Genomic DNA, 20,648 nt, shown 5'->3' with positions numbered 1-20,648 from the left:
CGGCGTTGTCGGCCCATGACGGACGACAGCCCCCGCCTCGGCTTCTGCTGCAAGTTCATCCCCGACGAAGCGCCCGGCACCCACCCGACGCTCAAGGCCGCCAAGGAGGCGGCGCTGGCGATGAACGTCACCAGCGTCACCATCGCGCATCTGCGCCGGCTCGACCCCGCCGGCGCCCGCGACAAGCTGGCCGCGGTCGTGGGCCACAACCTCGCGGCCCTGCGGCGCCAGATCGGCTGGGTCGCCGCGCGCCCGCCGCTGGAGCGGCTCCTGCGCCTCGCGAGCGCGATCCTGCCCGGCTACACCCATCCCGAGGTGCGCGACCTCTACGCCGACCCGGATTTCCGCCGGTCCATCGAGGCGGGGCTCGCGGGAATCGGCGAGGCGGCGCGGGCGGGCGGCGTGCGGCTCAGCATGCATCCGGGGCCCTTCTGCATCCTCGCCTCGCGCAACCCGGCGGCCCTGGCCAACGGCATCGCGGAACTCGACTACCACGCCGAGGTCATGGCGATGATGGGCTACGGCGCCGGCTGGCACCCGCACGGGGCCCACGTGAACATCCATGTCGGCGCCCGCGAGCCCGGCCTCGCGGGTTTCCGCGCCACCCTGCCGCGGGTGAGCGAGGCGGCGCGCCACCTCGTCACCGTGGAGAACGACGAGGATTCCTTCGGGCTCGACGACGTGCTGGAACTCGGCGACCTCGTGCCGGTGGTCCTCGATCTCCACCACCACTGGATCCACAGCCGCGGCCACTACATCGCGCCGGACGATCCGCGCATCGCCCGGATCCGGGAGTCCTGGCGGGGCGTGCGGCCGGTGAGCCACGTCAGCGTCTCGCGCGAGGACCTGCTGGTCGGCCACGACCCGGATGCCCTCCCGGACTTCGCCGCGCTGCTGGCGGCGGGCCTGAGCGGCCGGGCGCTCGCGGCCCATTCCGACCTGATGTGGAACCGGGCGCTGAACGACGTCGTGGCCCTCCACCTCGCCTGGAGCGATTTCGAGATCGAGGCGAAGCTGAAGAACCTCGCCTCGACCGGCCTCGCCCGTCAGGTCGGCGGCCCGCTCGCCCTCGCGGCCGAGTGAGCCCGCCTCGACGGCTGCGCCCGCACGCGCTATCGCTCGGGCACCATGCGAAGCGCCGATTGCGACATCCTCGTCATCCCGGGCTACACCAATTCCGGGCCCGATCATTGGCAGAGCCGGTGGGAGGAGCGGCTCTCCACGGCGCGGCGGGTGGGGATGCCGGACTGGGACCGCCCGGAGCCCGAGCCGTGGCGCGACGCGGTCGTCGCCGCGGTGCGGGCGGCCGAGCGGCCGGTCGTGCTCGTCGCGCACAGCCTCGGGGTGGTTTCGGCGGTCCAGGCCGCCCCCTTCCTGCCCCCGGGCGCCGTGCGGGGCGGCTTCCTGGTCGCGCTGCCGGACGTGGAGCGGCCGGACGCGCCGGCCCTGCTGCGCGCCTTCGCGCCGATCCCCCGCGAGCCGCTGCCCTTCCCGGCCCTGCTGGTCACGAGCCGCTCCGATCCCTGGACCGCCTATGACCGGGCCGAGGATTTCGCGGCCTCCTGGGGCGCCGAGCTCGTCGATGCGGGCGAGGCCGGGCACCTGAACGGCGAGAGCGGCCACGGCCCCTGGCCCGAGGGGCTGATGCGCTTCGCGGGCTTCCTGCGCGGGCTCTGATCGGGGATCCGCGTGATCGCAGCAGATCCCGGATCCCAAGCCCGCGCGGCGCTTGAGCGAAGCCGAAATGCCAAGCCCGCGCGGCGCCTGAGCGACGCGGACATCCGCATGGCCGAAATCGGAGATGGCGAAGCCATCAATCGGCTGTCGCATGACCGCGTCCTGCGGCGCCGGGGCAGGGGAACCGGCCCGGGCCGGTCCCGTTCGACATCCGGTCCGTCCGGCTCTCGCGCGGATCGCCCGGCCGCCGCGTCGCGAGGAACCGGTTCTTCACGGCTTCGGGCAAGACTCCGCGAGAAGGTGTTCGGGAAGGAAACGACGGGACGTGCGCCGCCTCCGCCTCCTCCGCAGCCCGGGCGCCGTCCGGATGAGCGCCGGCTTCGCGGCGCTGATCGGCATGATGCTGATCGCGCTCGGCGCGTTCGTGTACCAGCACCAGGGTACCGAGGCGGTCCGCCACACCGTCATGGTGGACGCGCAGCTCGGCCACCTCCTCTCGGCCGTGCAGGAGGCCGAGACGCAGCAGCGCGGCTTCCTGCTGACCGGCGACGCCCGATTCCTGGACGCCTTCGCGGCGAGCGAGGCGATGATCGCCGACGAGTTCGAGGAGCTCGAGGCCCTGGTGCGCGATGCTCCCGAGCAGCGGGCGCGGGCCGAGCGGCTGCGCGGCCTGATCGCCGCCAAGCGCGCCGATCTCGCGGCCACGGTGGACCTGTCCCTGCGCGACGGGCGGGACGCCGTCGCGCGGGCCCTGGCGGGCGGCCCGAGCAAGCCGCTGATGGACGAGATCCGGGGCCTGCTGCGGCAGATGGAGCAGCAGGAGGCGGCGCTGATGGAGGCGCGCCGGGCCCAGGTCTCGCGGGTCGCGCTGACGATCTGGGTGCTGGTCGCGCTCGGGGCGACGCTGCTGGCAGTGCTCGCCGTCTCGGCCGTCCGGGAGGCCGGCCGGCGGGCCTCGCTGTCGCGCTTCCTGCCGGAGGAGCTGGTCACCCGCCTGGCGGACGACGTCGAGGGGTTGCGGGCCGGGCGCCGGCAATTCGCCGCGATCGTCTTCGTCGACCTGCGCGGCTCCACGGGCCTGGCCGAGCGGCTCGATCCCCACGCGCTCTCGGTGCTGCTCACCGCCTTCCGCCGCCGGATCATCCGGCTCGCGCGCCTGCACGGCGGGGTGGTCGACAAGTTCATCGGCGACGGGGCGCTCCTGGTCTTCGGCCTGCCCGAGCCGCGGCCGGACGACGCCGCCCGGGCGCTCGCCTTCGCGCGCAGCCTCGCGGCGCTGGCCGGCCGCCCGAGCGCGCGCTGGGCGCGCCCGCACGGGATCGGCATCGGCGTGCATTACGGCGAGGTCTTCTGCGGCATCATCGGCCAGCAGGCGCGGCTGGAATTCACCGTGCTCGGCGACACCGTCAACGTCGCGGCCCGGCTGGAGCAGGCCACCAAGGTGCACGGGGTGGCGATCCTGGCCTCGGAGGCCGCCTGCCGCGCGGCGGGCGCGCGCGGCGGGGCGTGGCGGGAGGTCAGCCGCGCCCCCCTGCGCGGGCGCCGCGAGGCCATGGCCTACTACGCGCCGGCCGCGGAAGGGACGGCCCCGCCGGTCGCCGCCATCGCCTGAGGCGGGGCCGGCCGCGACGGCCGCTCAGGCCCGCTCCGACAGGCAGCGCCGGTAGAGGGTGCTGCGGCTGATCCCGAGCCGCCTCGCGGCCTCCGAGACGTTGCCGCCCGCCGCGTCGAGGGCCGCCCGCATCGCGTCGCGGGCGATCGCGTCGAGGCTCTCGGCCGCGGCGGAGGGGGCGGGAGCCGCGAGCGCCGCCGGAGCCGGCGGTGCCGCCGGCAGTGCCGGCGGGCGCACCCGCAGGGTGTCGGGCAGCCGCTCCGGCCCGACCACGTCGCCCGGATCGGCGAGGGCCAGGAGGGCGCGCAGCGTGCCGACGAGCTGCCGGAAATTGCCCGGCCACTCCGCCTCGGCGAGGAGCGCCGCGCAGGCGGGCGCCAGGGCGATCCCCCGAGCCGCGCCGCCGAGGTGCTCCCAGAGGCGCTGCACGACCTCGCGGCGGTCGGCCCGCGCGCGCAGGGGCGCCAGCGTCACCCGGTAGGGCGCGATGCGGTAGAACAGGTCGGCCCGAAAGCGCCCCTCCGCCACGAGCTGGCCGAGGTCGCGGTGGGTGGCGCAGATCAGCGCGAAATCGACCGGGACCGGGCGGCCGCCGCCGACCGGCTGCACCTCGCGCTCCTGGAGCACCCGCAGCAGGCGCGATTGCAGGGCGAGCGGCATGTCGCCAATCTCGTCCAGGAACAGGAGCCCGCCATCCGCCTGCCGCAGCAGGCCCTTGGCGCCGTGCTTGGCGGCGCCCGTGAAGGCGCCCGGCTCGTAGCCGAACAGCTCCGCCTCGATCAGGCTCTCGGGCAGGGCCGCGCAGTTCACCGCGACGAAGGGCGCCCGCGCCCGCGCGCAGGCGGCGTGGACCGCGCGGGAGAAGACCTCCTTGCCGGTGCCGGTCTCGCCCTCGACCACGACCGCGATGCCGGCGTCGAGGAGCCGCACGGCCCGCGCCAGCAGGTCGGCGGTGGCCGCGTCGAAGACCGGCGCGTCGGGGCCCGCCGGCACCGCCGGGGCGCGGCCCGGTCGCGGGCGCGGGCGGGCCGGCTCCGCCTGGAGCCGCCCGTGCAGCAGGCGGCCCGCCCCGTCGCGCAGCTGGAGCGGGCCCGGGACCGGCGCGCGCAGGTCGGGGAAGAGCCGGTCGAGATCCGCGCGGTCGATGGCGCTCCAGTCGAGGCCGAGGAGCGCCAGCCCGGCGCGGTTGGCGCCGACGAGCCGCGCCCCGTCGAAGACCAGCACGCCCTCCCGCGGCGTCCCGAGCAGCGCCGGGTCCGCGTGGAGGCGCAGGACCGCCCGGTCGGACGCGACCGCGTCGAACAGCCGGTGCTCGATCGCGTCCACCGCGAGGCGGATCAGGCCGAGCGCGTGCATGTGGTGGACCGCGGCCGGCCCGGACAGGTCGAGGGCGCCCAGCGTCTCGCCCCGCGAGCCGAGGATCGGCATCGCGGCGCAGCTGAGGATCCGGTGCGGCTCGAAGTAGTGCTCGGCCCCGCGCACCTCGACGGGGCGCCGCTCGACCAGGGCGGTCCCGATCGCGTTCGTTCCGGTGGCGGCCTCGTTCCAGGGCACGCCGGGCCGCAGCGCCACCTGCGCGGCGCGGCCCGCGAAGGTCGTGCTGCCGAGCGTGTCGAGGACGAGCCCCTCCGCGTCGGTGAGGATGACGAGGCTGTCGGTCGCCTGCGCGTCGGCGTGGAGCGCCTCGATCTCGGGGCGGCAGCGGCGGCGCAGCGCCTCGTTGCGCTCGCAGGCCTCGCGCAATTCCCGCTCGGTGACCGGCTCGACCCGCGGCCTCGTGCCGAAATCGAGGCCGAGCGCCGCGCAACGCTCCCAGGAGCGCAGGATCGGGTCCGGCACCCCCTCCAGCCCGCCCTTGCCGACCATGCGCTGGCGCGCGGCGAGGAGCGTGCGGGGCGTCGCCACGCGGCTCTCCATGCTCAGCCTCCCTCTGTCGCATGTTGCGACAGCTGTTGCAGCTGTCGCAGCCTCAGTCGAGGGAAATCTGGCACCATCACCGAGAAGCGTCGTCGCAGATCTCGGTCGGACGCCCGCAATTCCGGTCGACCGAAGCATTGCCAGGGACTTACCGCGTCGCAAGATCCGGCGGCGGGGCGGCGGCGGCGGCCTGGCACGCGGGCTGCTCAGGACAGGACGGCTCGCCCCGCACCCGACGAGGGCGACGATCCTGGGAGGACACCATGAACAAGCCGGAATTCCTGCGCGGCCAGACCGCCTCGCCGTTCGCGGCGCGCTACGACAACTTCATCGGCGGGCAGTGGGTGGCGCCGGCGGCGGGGCGCTACTTCGAGAACACGTCGCCGCTCACCGGGCGGCTGATCTGCGAGGTCGCCCGCTCCGACGCCCAGGACATCGAGCGCGCCCTCGACGCCGCCCACGCCGCCAAGGACGCCTGGGCCCGCACCGCCCCCGCCGAGCGCGCCCGCATCCTCACCAGGATGGCCGACCGCATGGAGGACAACCTCGACCTGCTGGCGCTGGCCGAGACCTGGGACAACGGCAAGCCGATCCGCGAGACCACCCACGCCGACATCCCGCTGGCCATCGACCATTTCCGCTACTTCGCCGGCTGCGTGCGCGCCCAGGAGGGCTCGCTCTCCGAGATCGACCACGACACCGTCGCCTACCACTTCCACGAGCCGCTCGGCGTGGTCGGCCAGATCATCCCGTGGAACTTCCCCATCCTGATGGCGGTCTGGAAGCTCGCCCCGGCCCTGGCGGCCGGCAACTGCGTGGTGCTCAAGCCCGCCGAGCAGACCCCGGCCTCGGTCCTGGTCCTGGCCGAGATCATCGGCGACCTGCTGCCGGCCGGCGTGCTCAACATCGTCAACGGCTTCGGCCTGGAGGCGGGCAAGCCGCTGGCCTCCTCGCCGCGCATCGCCAAGATCGCCTTCACGGGCGAGACCTCGACCGGGCGGCTGATCATGCAGTACGCCAGCCAGAACCTGATCCCGGTGACGCTGGAGCTGGGGGGCAAGTCGCCCAACATCTTCTTTGAGGACGTGATGGCGCGGGACGACGCGTTCCTGGACAAGGCGCTGGAGGGCTTCGCGATGTTCGCCCTCAACCAGGGCGAGGTCTGCACCTGCCCGAGCCGGGCGCTGGTGCAGGAATCGATCTACGAGCGCTTCATCGAGAAGGCGGTGGCGCGGGTGGAGGCGATCCGGCAGGGCTCGCCGCTCGACCCGGCCACGATGATCGGCGCCCAGGCCTCGGGCGAGCAGCTGGCCAAGATCCTGTCCTACATCGACATCGGCCGCCAGGAGGGGGCGCAGCTGCTGACCGGCGGCGAGCGGGCGGTGCTGGCGGGCGAGTTCGCCGAGGGCTTCTACGTGAAGCCGACGGTGTTCCGGGGCCACAACCGGATGCGGATCTTCCAGGAGGAGATCTTCGGGCCGGTGCTGTCGGTGACGACGTTCAAGGACGAGGCCGAGGCGCTGGCGATCGCCAACGACACGCTCTACGGGCTGGGCGCCGGGGTGTGGACACGGGACGGGACCCGGGCCTACCGCTTCGGGCGGGAGATCCAGGCCGGCCGGGTGTGGACGAACTGCTACCACGCCTACCCGGCCCACGCGGCGTTCGGGGGCTACAAGCAGTCGGGCATCGGCCGCGAGACCCACAAGATGATGCTCGACCACTACCAGCAGACCAAGAACCTCCTGGTCAGCTACTCGCCCAAGGCCCTCGGCTTCTTCTGAGACCCCGCTCCCCCGCCGGCCTTCGGGCCGGTGGGCGCTGTCCCGACCCGCCCGGACCCGCAACCCCCTCGTGCCCCGGCGTGTTGCCCATCTCAGCGAGGTTGCGCCGGGAGGCCTCGGTCCCGGCCGATCACGCCGGAGACCCGCCCCGGCGCAGGACACAAGCAGGCATCCCGGAGGAGCGCCGATGACCGATCTCCCCCCGCGCGTCACCGCCACCGACGCGGCGCTCGCCCTGATCGAGACCTTGCGGGCCGAGTACGGCCCGATCCTGTTCCACCAATCCGGCGGCTGCTGCGACGGCTCCTCGCCGATGTGCTACCAGGTCGGCGACTTCCTGATCGGCGACGGCGACGTCCACCTCGGCCGGATCGGCGGGGCCGACTTCTACATCGGCCGGGCCCAGTTCGAGTACTGGAAGCACACGCAGCTCATCATCGACGTGGTGCCGGGCCGCGGCGGCATGTTCTCGCTGGAGAACGGCCGGGACGTGCGCTTCCACGTGCGCTCGCGGGTGTTCACCGATGCGGAGAGCCGGGCCCTGAACGGCTGAGGCCCGCCGCGCGATCCCTGCGGGAGGCTTGACCGTAGGCCATCGCCGCGCCGATGAAAGCCGGATGATCGCCCTCGACGACGGCCTGCCGGCCCCCCTCGGTGCCCATTTCGACGGGCGCGGGGTGAACTTCGCCCTGTTCTCGGCCCATGCCACGGCCGTGGACCTCTGCCTGTTCGACCCGACCGGGCGCCACCAGACGGACGTGATCCGCCTGCCGCGGCGGTCCGACGACGTCTGGCACGGCTACCTCGCCGGCCTGCTGCCGGGCCAGCTCTACGGATACCGGGTGCACGGGCCCTGGGACCCGGGGCAGGGCCACCGCTTCAACCCGCACAAGCTCTCCCTCGACCCCTACGCGCGGGAGATCCACGGCAAGGTGCGCTGGCACGACGCGCTCTACGCCTACCGGCGCGGCCTGCACCGCGACGACCTCATCGACCGGCGCGACAGCGCCGCCATGATGCCGAAGGGCGTGGTCGCGGCGCCCGAGGCCGAGGTCGCCGACGACCCGCCGCTGCGCCGGCCCCTCGTCGACAGCGTGATCTACGAGGCCCACGTCAAGGCGCTGACGCAGACCCATCCGGGCGTGCCGCTGCCCTGGCGCGGCACCTTCGCGGCGCTCGGCCACCCGGCCGTCGTCGAGCACCTCCTGCGCCTGGGCGTCACCGCGATCGAGCTCCTGCCGGTCCAGGCCTTCGTCGACGACCGCTTCCTGGTCGATCGCGGCCTGTCGAACTTCTGGGGCTACTCGCCGCTCAACTACTTCGCGCCCGAGCCGCGCTATCTCGGCACGGCCGGCCCGCCCGGCCTCAAGGCGGCGATCCGCCAGCTCCACGCCGCCGGGATCGAGGTGCTGATCGACGTCGTCTACAACCACACCTGCGAGGCCGACCGGGAAGGGCCGAGCCTGTCCTTCCGGGGCATCGACAACGCCGCCTACTACAAGCTGCGGCCGGACGACCGGCGCGACTGCCTCGACTTTACCGGCTGCGGCAACACCCTCGACGTCGCCCACCCGCGGGTGATGCAGATGGTGCTCGATTCGCTGCGCCACTGGGTCCAGACCTACCGGGTGGACGGGTTCCGCTTCGACCTCGCGTCGAGCCTCGCGCGCAGCCCGCACGATTTCAGCCCTCGCGCCGCGGTGCTGCAGGCGATGCTGCAGGATCCGGTGCTGTCGCGGGTGAAGCTGATCGCCGAGCCCTGGGACCTCGGCATGGGCGGCTACCAGCTCGGCGGCTTCCCGATCGGCTGGAGCGACTGGAACGACCAGTTCCGCGACGCCGCCCGGGGCTTCTGGCGCGGCGACGACGGCACGCTGCCGCGGCTGACCCAGGGCCTCACCGGCTCCCGGGAGATCTTCGCCCCCTCCGGCCGCGGTCCGGGGGCGAGCATCAACTTCATCACCACCCACGACGGCTACACGCTCGCCGACGTTGTCGCCTACGAGCGCAAGCACAACGAGGCGAACGGCGAGGAGAACCGCGACGGCCACGGCCACAACGTCTCGTGCAATTACGGCGCCGAGGGTCCGAGCGACGACCCGGCGATCCTGGCCGTGCGGGCGCGCCAGAAGCGCAACATGCTGGCCACGATCGTGCTGGCCCAGGGCGTGCCGATGCTGCTGATGGGCGACGAGCGCTCGCGCAGCCAGGGCGGCAACAACAACGCCTATTGCCAGGACAACCCGATCTCCTGGGTCGACTGGGAGGATGACGGGGGCGACCCGGCCCTGACCGGGTTCCTGGCGAACCTGCTGGCGCTGCGGCGCGCGCACCGGGCCCTGCGCCGCCGCAAGTTCCTCACCGGCGAGACGGTGACGCCGGCGGGCCTCAAGGACGTGCACTGGCTCTCGCCCTGCGGGCAGGAGATGGACGCGGCGGCCTGGGCGGACGGGGCGCGGCGCTCCTTCGGGATGCAGATCGGCAACGACGCGCCGGACGGCAAGCGGCTGCTCCTGCTGGCGAACGCCTCGCCGGACCCGGTCGCCTTCCACCTCGCTCGGGCGATCGGGGGGCCCTGGACGCCGCTCTTCGACACCACCGTTCCGGACGGGATTCCGGCGCATCACGAGCCGGTGCGGACGGGCGCGACCGTGACCCTGCCGGGCCGCGCGCTCCTGGTCTTCGGCCGGCCGATGGCGCGGCCGGGGCGCAGCCCGGGGGTGTGATCCGGGATCCGCTTGATCGCAGCGGATCCCGGATCACACGCCTGCGCGGCGCCTGAGCGAAGCCGGCATCCGCATGGCCGAAACGGGAGATGGCGACGCAATCAACCGGATGTCGTTTGAGCACGTCCCTCCCCGGCACGCGCTCGTCGCCGGCCGGCCGACCCTGCCGGACGACGCGAGGGCATGGCGCGAGGGTGACGGATCCGGTGATCGGGCGTATCCGTCGACGCAGCGAGCCATGAAACCGGCCATGCGGCGGGCCGGGGATGGCCCCCCCGGCACCCGGTGTGGCGCCGCCGCCCCACCGCCCGGCTGCGGGCGCGAAGCCCGGCAGCGGGGCGGAACCGGCGGAAGCTCGGCGGATTGCCTCGTCGAGGGGCCCGGCGCAGGGCCAATCGCCTCCGACCGGCACGAGAAGGGTGAATTCGATGCGGCGCGCGCACAGCATGCCTTTCGGCGCACAGGTCGAGCCGGAGGGCGTGCGCTTCGCGCTCTGGGCGCCGACCGCGCGCGAGGTCGCCCTCGTCCTCGACGGCGCCGAGCACCCGATGCCGGAGGTCGGCGCGGGCTGGCGGCGCCTGACCCGGCCCGAGGCCAGGGCCGGCGCCCGCTACGGCTTTCGCATCGACGGCGACCTCGTCGTCCCGGACCCCGCCTCGCGCTTCCAGCCCGAGGACGTCGCGGGCCTGAGCCAGGTCGTCGATCCGGGCGCCTTCGCCTGGACGGACGAGGGCTGGCGCGGGCGGCCCTGGGAGGAGGCGGTGGTCTACGAGGCCCATGTCGGCACCGCGACCCCGGAGGGCACCTACGCGGCGCTGGCGGCCAAGCTCGAGGATCTGCGCGACCTCGGCGTCACCGCGGTCGAGCTCCTGCCGCTCGCCGATTTCAAGGGCTCGCGCAACTGGGGCTACGACGGCGTGCTGCCCTTCGCGCCCGATTCCGCCTACGGCACCCCCGACGACCTCAAGCGCCTGATCGACCGGGCCCACGGGCTCGGGCTGATGATCTTCCTCGATGTCGTCTACAATCATTTCGGCCCGGCCGGAAACTATCTCCACGCCTATGCCAAGACCTTCTTCACCGAGCGCCACCAGACGCCCTGGGGCGCCGGCATCAACTTCGACGGGGGCGAGAGCGGGCGCGTGGTGCGGGACTTCTTCCTGCACAACGCCCTGTACTGGATCGAGGAATTCCACGCGGACGGCCTGCGCTTCGACGCCGTCCACGCGATCCTCGACGATTCCCACACCCATTTCCTGGCGGAACTCGCCTCCCGCATCCGCGCGGCCGCGGGCGACCGCGAGGTTCACCTGATCCTGGAGAACGAGGCCAACCAGGCCCGCTGGCTGGAGCGCGGGGAGGGGGGCAGGCCAACCCTGCACACCGCGCAATGGGCGGACGACCTCCATCACGGCTGGCACGTGCTGCTCACCGGCGAGGCGGCCGGCTATTACGGCAGCTTCGCCGACCGGCCGGTCGCGCACCTCGCCCGCAGCCTCGCCGAGGGCTTCGCCTATCAGGGCGAGCCCTTCCGCACCCTCGACAACCACCCGCGCGGCGAGCCCTCGGGTCACCTGCCGCCCTCGGCCTTCGTCACCTTCCTGCAGAACCACGACCAGGTCGGCAACCGCGCGATGGGCGAGCGCCTGAGCCACCTCGCCGATCCCGACCGGCTGGCGCTGGCCCGCGCCGGCCTGCTGCTCGCCCCGCAGATCCCGATGCTCTGGATGGGCGAGGAATGGTCGGCCTCCGCGCCCTTCCAGTTCTTCGTCGATTTCGCGCCCGACGAGGCGCTGAACAAGGCGGTGCGCGAGGGGCGGCGGCGGGAATTCCGCCACTTCGCCGCGTTCGCCGACGAGGAGAAGGCCAAGGCGATCCCCGACCCGACCGCGGAGGCGACCTTCCGGCGCTCGACGATCGACTGGGCGGAGCGGGAGCGCTCGCCCCACCGCGAGGTGCTGGCCGACACCAGGGCGCTGCTGGCGACGCGCGCGCGGGAGGTCGTGCCGCTGACGCGGTCGGGCTGGCAAGGCGGCACGGCGCGGCTGCCGCGGCCGGACGTCGTCGACGTCACCTGGCGCTTCGCGGGCGGCACGCTGCGCTTCGTCGCCAATTTCGGTGCGGAGTTCGCCCTGCCGACGCCGGAGGGGCGCTTGATCTGGGTCTCGCCCGCTGCAACCTGCCGCGAGGGCGGCGAGATCGTCCTGCCGGCCTGGACCGGGTTCTTCGCGAGAGGGGTGGCGTGATGGCGGTGTCCGAGGATGTGGTCGCGCGGCTCGCCGATCTCGCGGGCGTCGCCGCCAGCTACACGGACGCCTTCGGCCAGCGGGTCGAGACGCCGCTGGAGGTGCGCTGCGGCGTGCTCGCCGCCATGGGCCTGCCCTGCGGGACCGAGGAGGAGGCGCGCGCGAGCCTCGCACGGGTCGAGGCCCTGCGCCGCGGCCTCGTGCCGCCGCTCCTGCCCGTCGAGGCGCGCCGGGCCTCCCGGGTGCCGGTGCGGGCGCGCGGCGGCGGCAGCCTCACCTGGCGCCTCGTCGACGAGCGCGGGAGCGCCCGCGACGGCCGCGCCCTCGTGGCGGCGGGCGACGCGGATTCGGGCTTCGACCTGCCGCCCCTGACGCCGGGCTACCACCGGCTCTCCGTCGGCCTCGGCGAGCAGCGTGCCGAGGCGACCGTGATCGCCGCGCCGCATCGCTGCTGGCGGCCGCGGGCGCTCGGCGAGGAGGGCGCCCGGGACTGGGGCCTCGCCGTGCAGCTCTACGGCATGCGCTCGGCGGGCAATCTCGGCATCGGCACCTACGCGGACGCCGCCCGGGCGGCGAGCGACGCGGGCGCGCGCGGCGCCGCCTTCCTGGGCCTGAGCCCCGTCCACGCCCTGTTCCCGAGCGACCGCCACAAGGTCTCGCCCTACTCGCCCTCCTCGCGGCTCTTCCTGGAGACGCTCTATATCGACCCGGCCGCCGTGCCGGGCTTTGCCGGCAGCCGGGCCGCCGCGCTCCTGGAGGAGAGGCGCCCGGAGATCGCGCGCCTGCGCGACGCGGCCCTCGTCGACCACGCGGGCGTCTGGGAGGTGCTGGGGCCGGTCCTCGACGCGCTCTGGCAGGAGTCCCGCGCCCGGGCCGGGCGGGACACCGACTTCCTCGCCTTCCGCGCCGCGGGCGGCGAGAGCCTGGAGGCCCACGCCAGCTTCGACGCGCTCTCCGAGCATTTCCGCCGCCAGGGCGCCCACTGGCTCGGCGAGTGGCCGGAGCCCTACCGGCGCAACGGCACCCCGGAGGTGCGCGCCTTCGTGCGGGAGAACCCGGAGCGCATCGCCTTCTACGCCTGGCTGCAATTCCTCGCCGACCGGCAGCTCGCCGAGGCCGCCGCGGCCGCGCAGGCGTCCGGCATGCGGCTCGGCCTCTACCGCGACCTCGCGGTCGGCGCCGACCGGGGCGGCTCGGAAGTGTGGTCGCATCCCGAGCGCTTCGCCGCCGGCCTGTCGATCGGCGCCCCGCCCGACCTCCTCGCCCCGAGCGGCCAGGATTGGGGCCTGCCGCCCTTCGACCCCCTGGCGCTGGAGCGCGACGGCCTCGCGGCCTTCCGGGCCCTCGTCCAGGCCAACATGCGCCATGCCGGGGCGATCCGGATCGACCACGCCTTCCAGCTCGCCCGGCTCTACCTGATCCCGCTCGGCCGCGGGGCGAGGAACGGCGCCTACGTGGCCATGCCGTTCGGGCCGATGCTGGCGGTGCTGCGGCTGGAGAGCCACCGGGCGAAGTGCCTCGTCATCGCGGAGGATCTCGGCACCGCGCCGGAGGGCTTCTCCGACGCGCTGATGCAGGCCGGGATCCTGAGCTACCGCATCCTGGCCTTCGAGCGCGGGGAGGGCGGCTCCTTCAAGAGCCCGGGCGCCTATCCGCGCGACGCGCTCTGCGCGATCACCACCCACGACCTGCCGACCTTCGTGGGCTGGTGGCGGGGCGTCGACACGGACCTGCGCCAGTCGCTCGGGCTCTACGACGCCGAGCGGGCGGAGGGCGAGCGGGCCGAGCGGGTGACCGAGCGCCGCCGCCTCTCCGAGGCGCTGCACGGCGAGAACCTGCAGCCCGGCGCCGAGCCGCCCGACCAGCCGCCCTTCGACGCCGCCGCCCGCTACCTCGCCCGCGCGCCCTCGGTGCTGACCGCCGTGCAGTACGAGGACGTGCTCGGCGAGGTGAGCCAGGCCAACATGCCGGGCATCACCGACGGCTACCCGAACTGGCGCCGCAAGCTCGACCGCGACCTCGACGCGATTGCGGCCCCGGGTGGGCCGCTCGCCAAGCTCGCCGCCTCCCTGGCCTCGGAGGATCGCGGGCCGCGCTCGGGCGCCGCGCGCCTCGCCTCGGAGCCCCCGCGGGCGACCTACCGGCTGCAATTCCACAAGGACTTCACCTTCGACGACGCGGTCGGGATCGTGCCCTACCTCGCCGGGATCGGGATCAGCCACGTCTACGCCTCGCCGATCCACAAGGCCCGGCCCGGCTCGACCCACGGCTATGACATCGTCGACCACCGCGAGATCAACCCGGAACTCGGCGGCGAGGAGGCCTTCATCCGCTTCAGCGACGCCCTGAAGGCGCACGGCCTGAAGCTCCTGCTCGACATCGTGCCCAACCACATGGGGGTCGGCGGCGCCGACAATCCCTGGTGGCTCTCGGTCCTCGAATGGGGGCCGCTCTCGCCCGCCGCGCAGGCCTTCGACATCGATTGGGAGCGCCTCGGCGCCCACAACAAGCTCGTCGTGCCCTTCCTCGGCACCCGCTACGGCGAGGCGCTGGAGAAGGGCGACCTCACGCTCACCTTCGACCCGGCCGAGGGCGGCTTCTCGGTCTGGCACTACGAGCACAAATTCCCGATCTCCCCGCTCAGCTACCCGATCATCCTCGACCGGGCGCTCGCGGCCCTGCCGGAGGCCGGGGACGAGGCCGCCGCGACCGTGCTGTCGATCTCCGAGCGCCTGCGGCGGATGAGCGAGGAGACCGAGGAGGCGCGCCTCGCGGGCTTCCCGGCCGAGGCCGACGGCCTCAAGCAGCGCCTCGCCGAGGCGGTGGCGCACGCCCCGGAGCTGCGCCACGCCATCGACCGGGCCGTGACCCTGGTGAACGGCTTCAAGGGCCACCCCGACAGTTTCGGGGCGCTCCACCGCATCCTGGAGGCGCAATCCTACCGGCTCGCCCATTGGCGGGTCGCGGCGAGCGACATCAACTACCGCCGCTTCTTCGACGTGAACTCGCTCGCGGGCCTGCGGGTCGAGCGCCCGGCGGTGTTCGAGGGCGCCCACGCCATGCTGTTCCGCCACATCCGCGAGGGGCGGATCGACGGCCTGCGCATCGACCACATCGACGGCCTCGCCGACCCGGCCGGCTACGTGCGCGCCCTCCAGGCCGCCGTGGGGCCGGGTTTCTACATCGTGGTGGAGAAGATCCTGGAGCCCGGCGAGCGCCTGCGGCCATGGCCGGTCGCGGGTACTACCGGCTACGACGTGCTCAACCAGATCGACGGGCTCTTCGTCGACCGCGCGAAGCAGGAGGCGGTGCGCGCCCTCTACGCGGAGGCGACCGGCACCGACGAGTCCTACGGCCTGCTCCTGCGCCAGGTGAAGGCCGAGATCCTGGAGACGAGCTTCGCGAGCGAGCTCGAGGTGCTGACCTCCGACCTCAAGCGCGTGGCCGACGCCGACCGGCGCACCCGCGACTTCTCGGTCAACGCCCTGCGCCAGGCCCTGACCGAGATCGTGGCGCGGTTCCCGGTCTATCGCAGCTACATGCCCCAGGACCTCGACGAGGGCGACCTGGAGCCGGAGGACGTGCGGCTGATCGAGGGGGCGGTGCGCCGGGCCAAGCGGCACTCGCGGCTGCCGGACCGCTCGGTGCACGACTTCGCCCAGGGCGTGCTGCTGGGGCGCATCGACACCGACGGCCCGGGCCGGCCCTCGCCCGAAATCGTGCGCCGCGTGCGCCGCCGCTTCCAGCAGCTGACCGGCCCGGTCATGGCCAAGAGCCTGGAGGACACGCTGTTCTACCGCTACGTCGAACTCCTCGCGCTCAACGAGGTGGGCGGGGATCCCGGCGAGTACGGGCTTGCGGCGGAGCATTTCCACGCCCTCCAGGCCGCCCGCGCCCGCGATTGGCCGAACGCCCAGATCGCCACGGCGACCCACGACACCAAGCGCGGCGAGGATGCCCGCGCCCGGCTGCTCGCCCTCTCGGCGATGCCCGAGGCGTGGCGGGCCGAGTGGGCGCGCTGGCGGGAGATCGCCGGGCCGCATCTCGGCGAGGTCGAGGGCGAGCCGGCGCCGGACGCCAACGACCAGTGGATGCTCCTCCAGGCCATCCTGGGGGCGTGGCCCCTCGAACTCCTGGAGGACGTCTCCGACGCGGGCGCGGTGGCGGCGTTCCGCGGGCGGCTCGGGACCTACGCGGAGAAGGCCCTGCGCGAGAGCAAGCGCTGGTCGAGCTGGGTCAACGTCGACGAGGCCTACGAGGGCGCGGTGGCGCGGCTCCTCGACGCGCTGATCGCCCCGGATTCCGCCTTCCTCACGGCGTTGCGGCCGTTCGCGGCCCGGCTCGCCCGCATCGGCATGGTGACCGGGCTCGCCCGCACGGCGCTGAAATGCACCCTGCCGGGCCTGCCCGACACCTACCAGGGCACGGAGTTCTGGGACTTCTCCTTCGTCGATCCCGACAACCGCCGCCCGGTCGACTACGCGGCCCGGGCGCGGGCGCTCGCCGAGGGCGGCTCGGTCGAGGAGATGCTGGCGCACTGGCCGGACGGGCGGATCAAGCAGGCGGTGCTGGCGCGCCTCCTCGCCGACCGCGCCGCGGCGCCGGGCTTCTACGCGCAGGCCGATTACCGGCCGCTCGCCGCGGAGGGGCCGCGCGCCGGGCAGGCCTTCGCCTTCCTGCGCGGCGAGGCGGCGGGCGGGGGCGAGCTCCTGGTGGCGCTGCCGCGCCACGTGGAGAGCCTGCTGCAGGACGAGGCGGCGGGCGACCTGCCGCGCCTGGCCGGGGCCTTCGCCGGCAGCGCGCTCCCGGTTCCGGAGGGCAGCCGCTGGCGCGATCTCGTCACCGGAGAGGAACTGAGGGAGGAGGGCGGGCGTCTTCCGCTCGACCGCCTCTTCCGGAGGCTTCCCGTCGCGGTCCTGCGGCGGGTAACGGCATCGAGTTGAGCCGCGGCCGGGGTTCGGACGCGGGCGCCCCCTCCCGGACGGGAGCGGGGCGGGGATTCCAGGATCCCAGGGGATTCGAGAATCCCGGGGGATTCCAGGATTCCAGGACCCTGCCCCGGCCGGGGGAGGGCGGAACCGCGCCGAATCCCGCCCCGGCCAAGGTCACGGCGGCGTCGCGGCCGTGCGGCACACGATGCGAGGCTCCAGAGAGGTTGCAGGCAGGATCGGTCCGATGAACGCACCCCGCACCAGCACCACGCCCGCCGAGCGCGCCGTGACGCCGCTGCCCGCCACCCTCGCGCCGCCCGCCACGGGCCCCCGCATCTACAACCTGTTCCCGCTCCTCGTCGGGCGGGTGCGGGACTGGACCGCGGAGCTGCCGCGCATCGCCGCGATGGGGTTCGACTGGGTCTACCTCAACCCGTTCCACCAGACCGGCGGCTCGGGCTCGCTCTACGCGGTGGCCGATCCCGACCGGCTCGACGACCGCTTCCGCGACCCGGACGGCGCGCCGGACGACGAGCAGATCCGCCGCTTCGTGGCCGCGGCGGCCGAATCCGGCCTGCGGGTGATGACCGACCTCGTCGTCAACCACGCGGCCAATGACGGGCGCCTCGTGCGCGAGCGGCCCGACCTCTTCCTGCGCGACGCGACCGGCACCCCGGTGAGCCCGGCCGCGGTCGACCCGGACGACCCGAGCAAGGTGACGGTCTGGGGCGACCTCGCCGAGTTCGACTACCACGCGGAGGGCCCGCGCGCCGCGCTGACCGGGTTCTGGGACCGCTACGTCGCCCGGCTGCAGGGGCTCGGCGTGCGGGGCTTCCGCTGCGACGCCGCCTACAAGGTGCCCCCGGAGGTCTGGCGCGCGCTGATCGGCGCCGCGAAGGGCCGCGACCACGCGGTGCTCTTCGCGGCCGAGACGCTCGGCTGCACCTTCGAGGAGGCCCGCGCCACCGCGGGCGCCGGCTTCGACTACCTGTTCAACAGCTTCGCGTGGTGGGACCTGAAGGCGCCCTGGGCGCTGGAGCAGTACGACCGCCTGCGCATCCTCGCGCCCTCGATCGCCTTCCCGGAGAATCACGACATGGCCCGGCTCGCCGCCGGGGTGGCGGGGGGGCCGGAGGCGGTGGCGCGGCGGCTCAAGACCCGCTACGCGCTGGCGGCCTTCTTCTCGGCCGGGGTGCTGATGCCGATCGGCTACGAGTGGGGCTACCGGCAGCCGCTCCACGTGGTCGAGACGAGCCCGGCCTCCCGCGAGCCGGACAGCGGCATCGACATCTCGGGCTTCATCGGCGCCGTCAACCGCCTGCGGGCCGAGTTGCCGGCCGCCAACGTCGAGGGCGCGCAGTGGCGGCTCTCGGCGCCGGACGCGTCCTACGTGGCGCTGCTGCGCCTCGATACCGGCCATCCGGGCTCGGCGAACCACGCGGTGATCGTGCTGTTCAACCCGGGCGAGGCCGCCGTCGCGGTCGATCCCGGCCCGCTCATCGCCCGCACGGGGGGCGAGCTCGGGCCCTTCGAGGACCTCACGCCCGAGGCGGCGCCGCTCCCCTTCCGGCCGGACGTCTCGGTCGACCTGCCCCCCGGCGCCGTCCACATCCTGGCGGCCCGGCGCATCGCCGCCCAGGTGCCGCCGAAGCGGCGCAAATCCGAGCCGGGCGGGGAGGGGCGCGTCGTCATCGAGGCGGTGTCGCCGGAGATCGACGGGGGCCGCTGCGCGGTCAAGCGGGTCGTGGGCGAGCGCCTGCGGGTCGAGGCCGACATCTTCACGGACGGGCACGAGGTCATCAACGCGGCGGTGCTGTCGCGGCTGGCCGGCGAGCGCGAGTGGCGCCGCGACCCGATGGTGTTCATCGACAACGACCGCTGGGGCGGCTCCTTCCCGCTCCTGCGCAATGCCCGCTACGAGTACACGGTGGAGGCGTGGCGCGACGACTTCTCGTCCTGGTTGCGCGGCCTGGAGAAGAAGCGCCTCGCGGGCGTCGACGTGCATCTCGAGACCATCGAGGGCGTTGCCCTGGTCCGGCGCGCGGCGGAGCTCGCGGACGGCAGCGACGCCGACGCGCTGCGGGGCCTCGTCGCCGCCCTCGACGCCGACGCGCCGGGCTCCGACGCGCAGCGCCGCCGCATCCTGGACCACCAGCGCCTGATCCACCGCAATTCCGAGAAGGTGAACCTCTCGCGCTACCCGGTGGTGCTGGAAGTGTTCGCCGACCGGCTCGCGGCCCGCTTCTCCGCCTGGTACGAGATCTTCCCCCGCTCGCAATCGGGCGACCCGAACCGCCACGGCACCTTCGACGACGTGATCGCCCGGCTCCCCGCGATCCGCGAACTCGGCTTCGACGTGCTCTACTTCACGCCGATCCACCCGATCGGCCGCAAGAACCGCAAGGGCAAGAACAACTCGCTGAGGGCCCGCGAGGGCGACGTCGGCTCGGTCTACGCGGTGGGCGCCGAGGAGGGCGGCCACGACGCGGTCCACCCGCAGCTCGGCACGCTCGACGATTTCCGCCGCCTCGTCGCGGCGAGCCACGCCCACGGCATGGAGGTCGCCCTCGACTTCGCCATCCAGTGCTCGCCCGACCATCCCTGGATCGCGCAGCACCCGGAATGGTTCGACTGGCGCCCGGACGGCAGCATCAAGTACGCGGAGAACCCGCCCAAGAAGTACGAGGACATCGTCAACGTCGACTTCTACCGGGAGGGCAGCCTGCCCTCGCTCTGGCTGACGCTGCGCGACACCGTGCTCGTCTGGGTCGAGCTGGGGGTGCGCATCTTCCGGGTCGACAACCCGCACACCAAGCCGATCCCGTTCTGGGACTGGATGATCCGCGACATCAACGACCGCTACCCCGACGTGCTCTTCCTCGCCGAGGCCTTCACCCGGCCGAAGATGATGAAGAAGCTGGCCAAGGCGGGCTTCCAGCAGAGCTACACCTACTTCACATGGCGCAACACGAAGCAGGAGCTGACCAGCTACTCCGAGGAACTCGCCGGCGAGATGGGCGAGTACTACCGCCCGAACTTCTTCGCCAACACGCCGGACATCAACCCGTTCTACCTGCAGACGAGCGGGCGGCCGGGCTTCATCGTGCGCGGCACGCTCGCCGCCACCCTGTCGAGCGTCTACGGGATCTACAACGGCTTCGAGCTCTGCGAGGGCACCCCGATCCCCGGCAAGGAGGAATACCTCGATTCCGAGAAGTACGAGATCAAGGCCTGGGACTACGACCGGCCCGGCCACATCCGCGACCACATCATCAAGCTCAACCGCATCCGCCGGGAGAATCCGGCGCTCTGGGACTTCCGGAACGTGGTGTTCACGCCGGCCTGGAACGACCAGATCCTCGCCTACCTGCGGGCGACGCCGGAGCGGGACAACGCGGTGTTCGTCATGGTCAATCTCGACCCGAGGAACCGGCAGGAATGCAGCTACGACGTGCCGCTCTGGGAATTCGGCCTGCCGGACGACGGCGCCGTCGAGGTCGAGGACCTGCTGCTCGGCTACAAGTTCCAGCTGCGCGGCAGGACCCACCGCATCGCCCTCGACCCGGCCGAGCGCTCGGTCGTGATCTGGCGGCTGCGCCGGGTTGCGGTCTGAGGCCGCGCGTGGCAGCACGACCCGCTCGCGGCTCGCGGCGGCCCCCGCCCTGAGCCGACCCGCACCCGTCGTTTCCCGAACTCCCTCCCGGCGAGAGGCGCTCATGCGGGACGAGACCGTCCCCGCGCGGCGCACGGAACCC

Annotated in this window: 10 protein-coding genes; 9 read left to right on the top strand and 1 reads right to left on the bottom strand. The window is 73.6% G+C overall.

Annotation, left to right across the window (positions count from 1 at the left end; translation table 11 throughout):
• Nucleotides 1–15 precede the first annotated feature (15 nt).
• The 3 genes from QA634_RS34425 (at nt 16) to QA634_RS34415 (ending at nt 3,289) form a co-directional block, all read left to right on the top strand.
• A complete protein-coding gene (locus QA634_RS34425) occupies nt 16–1,083 on the top strand; it encodes a UV damage repair endonuclease (protein ID WP_012336436.1) in 1,068 nt (355 codons plus the stop codon).
• Nucleotides 1,084–1,128: 45 nt separating this feature from the next.
• Nucleotides 1,129–1,677: an RBBP9/YdeN family alpha/beta hydrolase gene (locus tag QA634_RS34420; RefSeq protein ID WP_012336435.1), complete on the top strand. Its 549-nt coding sequence runs from the start codon at nt 1,129–1,131 to the stop codon at nt 1,675–1,677.
• Between the two features lie 325 nt (nt 1,678–2,002).
• The gene (locus QA634_RS34415; RefSeq protein WP_012336434.1) at nt 2,003–3,289 is read left to right on the top strand and encodes an adenylate/guanylate cyclase domain-containing protein; all 1,287 of its coding nucleotides are present in this window, start codon (nt 2,003–2,005) and stop codon (nt 3,287–3,289) included.
• A gap of 24 nt (nt 3,290–3,313) precedes the next feature.
• On the opposite strand, the gene QA634_RS34410 is transcribed toward QA634_RS34415, so the two are convergent.
• Complete coding sequence (locus tag QA634_RS34410; protein ID WP_012336433.1) at nt 3,314–5,206, bottom strand: sigma-54-dependent Fis family transcriptional regulator; 1,893 nt, start codon at nt 5,204–5,206, stop codon at nt 3,314–3,316.
• Between the two features lie 263 nt (nt 5,207–5,469).
• On the opposite strand from QA634_RS34410, the gene adh reads away from it, so the two are divergent.
• The 6 genes from adh to QA634_RS34380 all read left to right on the top strand — a co-directional run bounded on the left by adh (nt 5,470) and on the right by QA634_RS34380 (nt 20,506).
• The gene (adh, locus tag QA634_RS34405; protein ID WP_012336432.1) at nt 5,470–6,990 is read left to right on the top strand and encodes an aldehyde dehydrogenase; all 1,521 of its coding nucleotides are present in this window, start codon (nt 5,470–5,472) and stop codon (nt 6,988–6,990) included.
• Between the two features lie 187 nt (nt 6,991–7,177).
• A complete protein-coding gene (locus tag QA634_RS34400) occupies nt 7,178–7,543 on the top strand; it encodes a DUF779 domain-containing protein (protein ID WP_012336431.1) in 366 nt (121 codons plus the stop codon).
• A gap of 64 nt (nt 7,544–7,607) precedes the next feature.
• Nucleotides 7,608–9,716, top strand: a complete 2,109-nt coding sequence (gene glgX / locus QA634_RS34395; RefSeq protein ID WP_012336430.1) for a glycogen debranching protein GlgX — start codon at nt 7,608–7,610, stop codon at nt 9,714–9,716.
• Nucleotides 9,717–10,144: 428 nt separating this feature from the next.
• Nucleotides 10,145–11,962, top strand: a complete 1,818-nt coding sequence (gene treZ, locus QA634_RS34390; RefSeq protein ID WP_012336429.1) for a malto-oligosyltrehalose trehalohydrolase — start codon at nt 10,145–10,147, stop codon at nt 11,960–11,962.
• Entirely contained in the window at nt 11,962–16,905 is a 4,944-nt protein-coding gene (locus QA634_RS34385) for a malto-oligosyltrehalose synthase (RefSeq protein WP_012336428.1), read from the top strand. The genes treZ and QA634_RS34385 overlap by 1 nt, the downstream gene beginning before the upstream one ends.
• A gap of 232 nt (nt 16,906–17,137) precedes the next feature.
• The gene (locus QA634_RS34380; protein ID WP_012336427.1) at nt 17,138–20,506 is read left to right on the top strand and encodes a maltotransferase domain-containing protein; all 3,369 of its coding nucleotides are present in this window, start codon (nt 17,138–17,140) and stop codon (nt 20,504–20,506) included.
• The last annotated feature ends 142 nt before the right edge of the window (nt 20,507–20,648 follow it).

Source organism: Methylobacterium sp. CB376 (assembly GCF_029714205.1).
In the GTDB taxonomy this organism is placed as follows: Bacteria; Pseudomonadota; Alphaproteobacteria; order Rhizobiales; family Beijerinckiaceae; genus Methylobacterium.
This window is presented reverse-complemented; position numbering and strand designations above follow the sequence as displayed.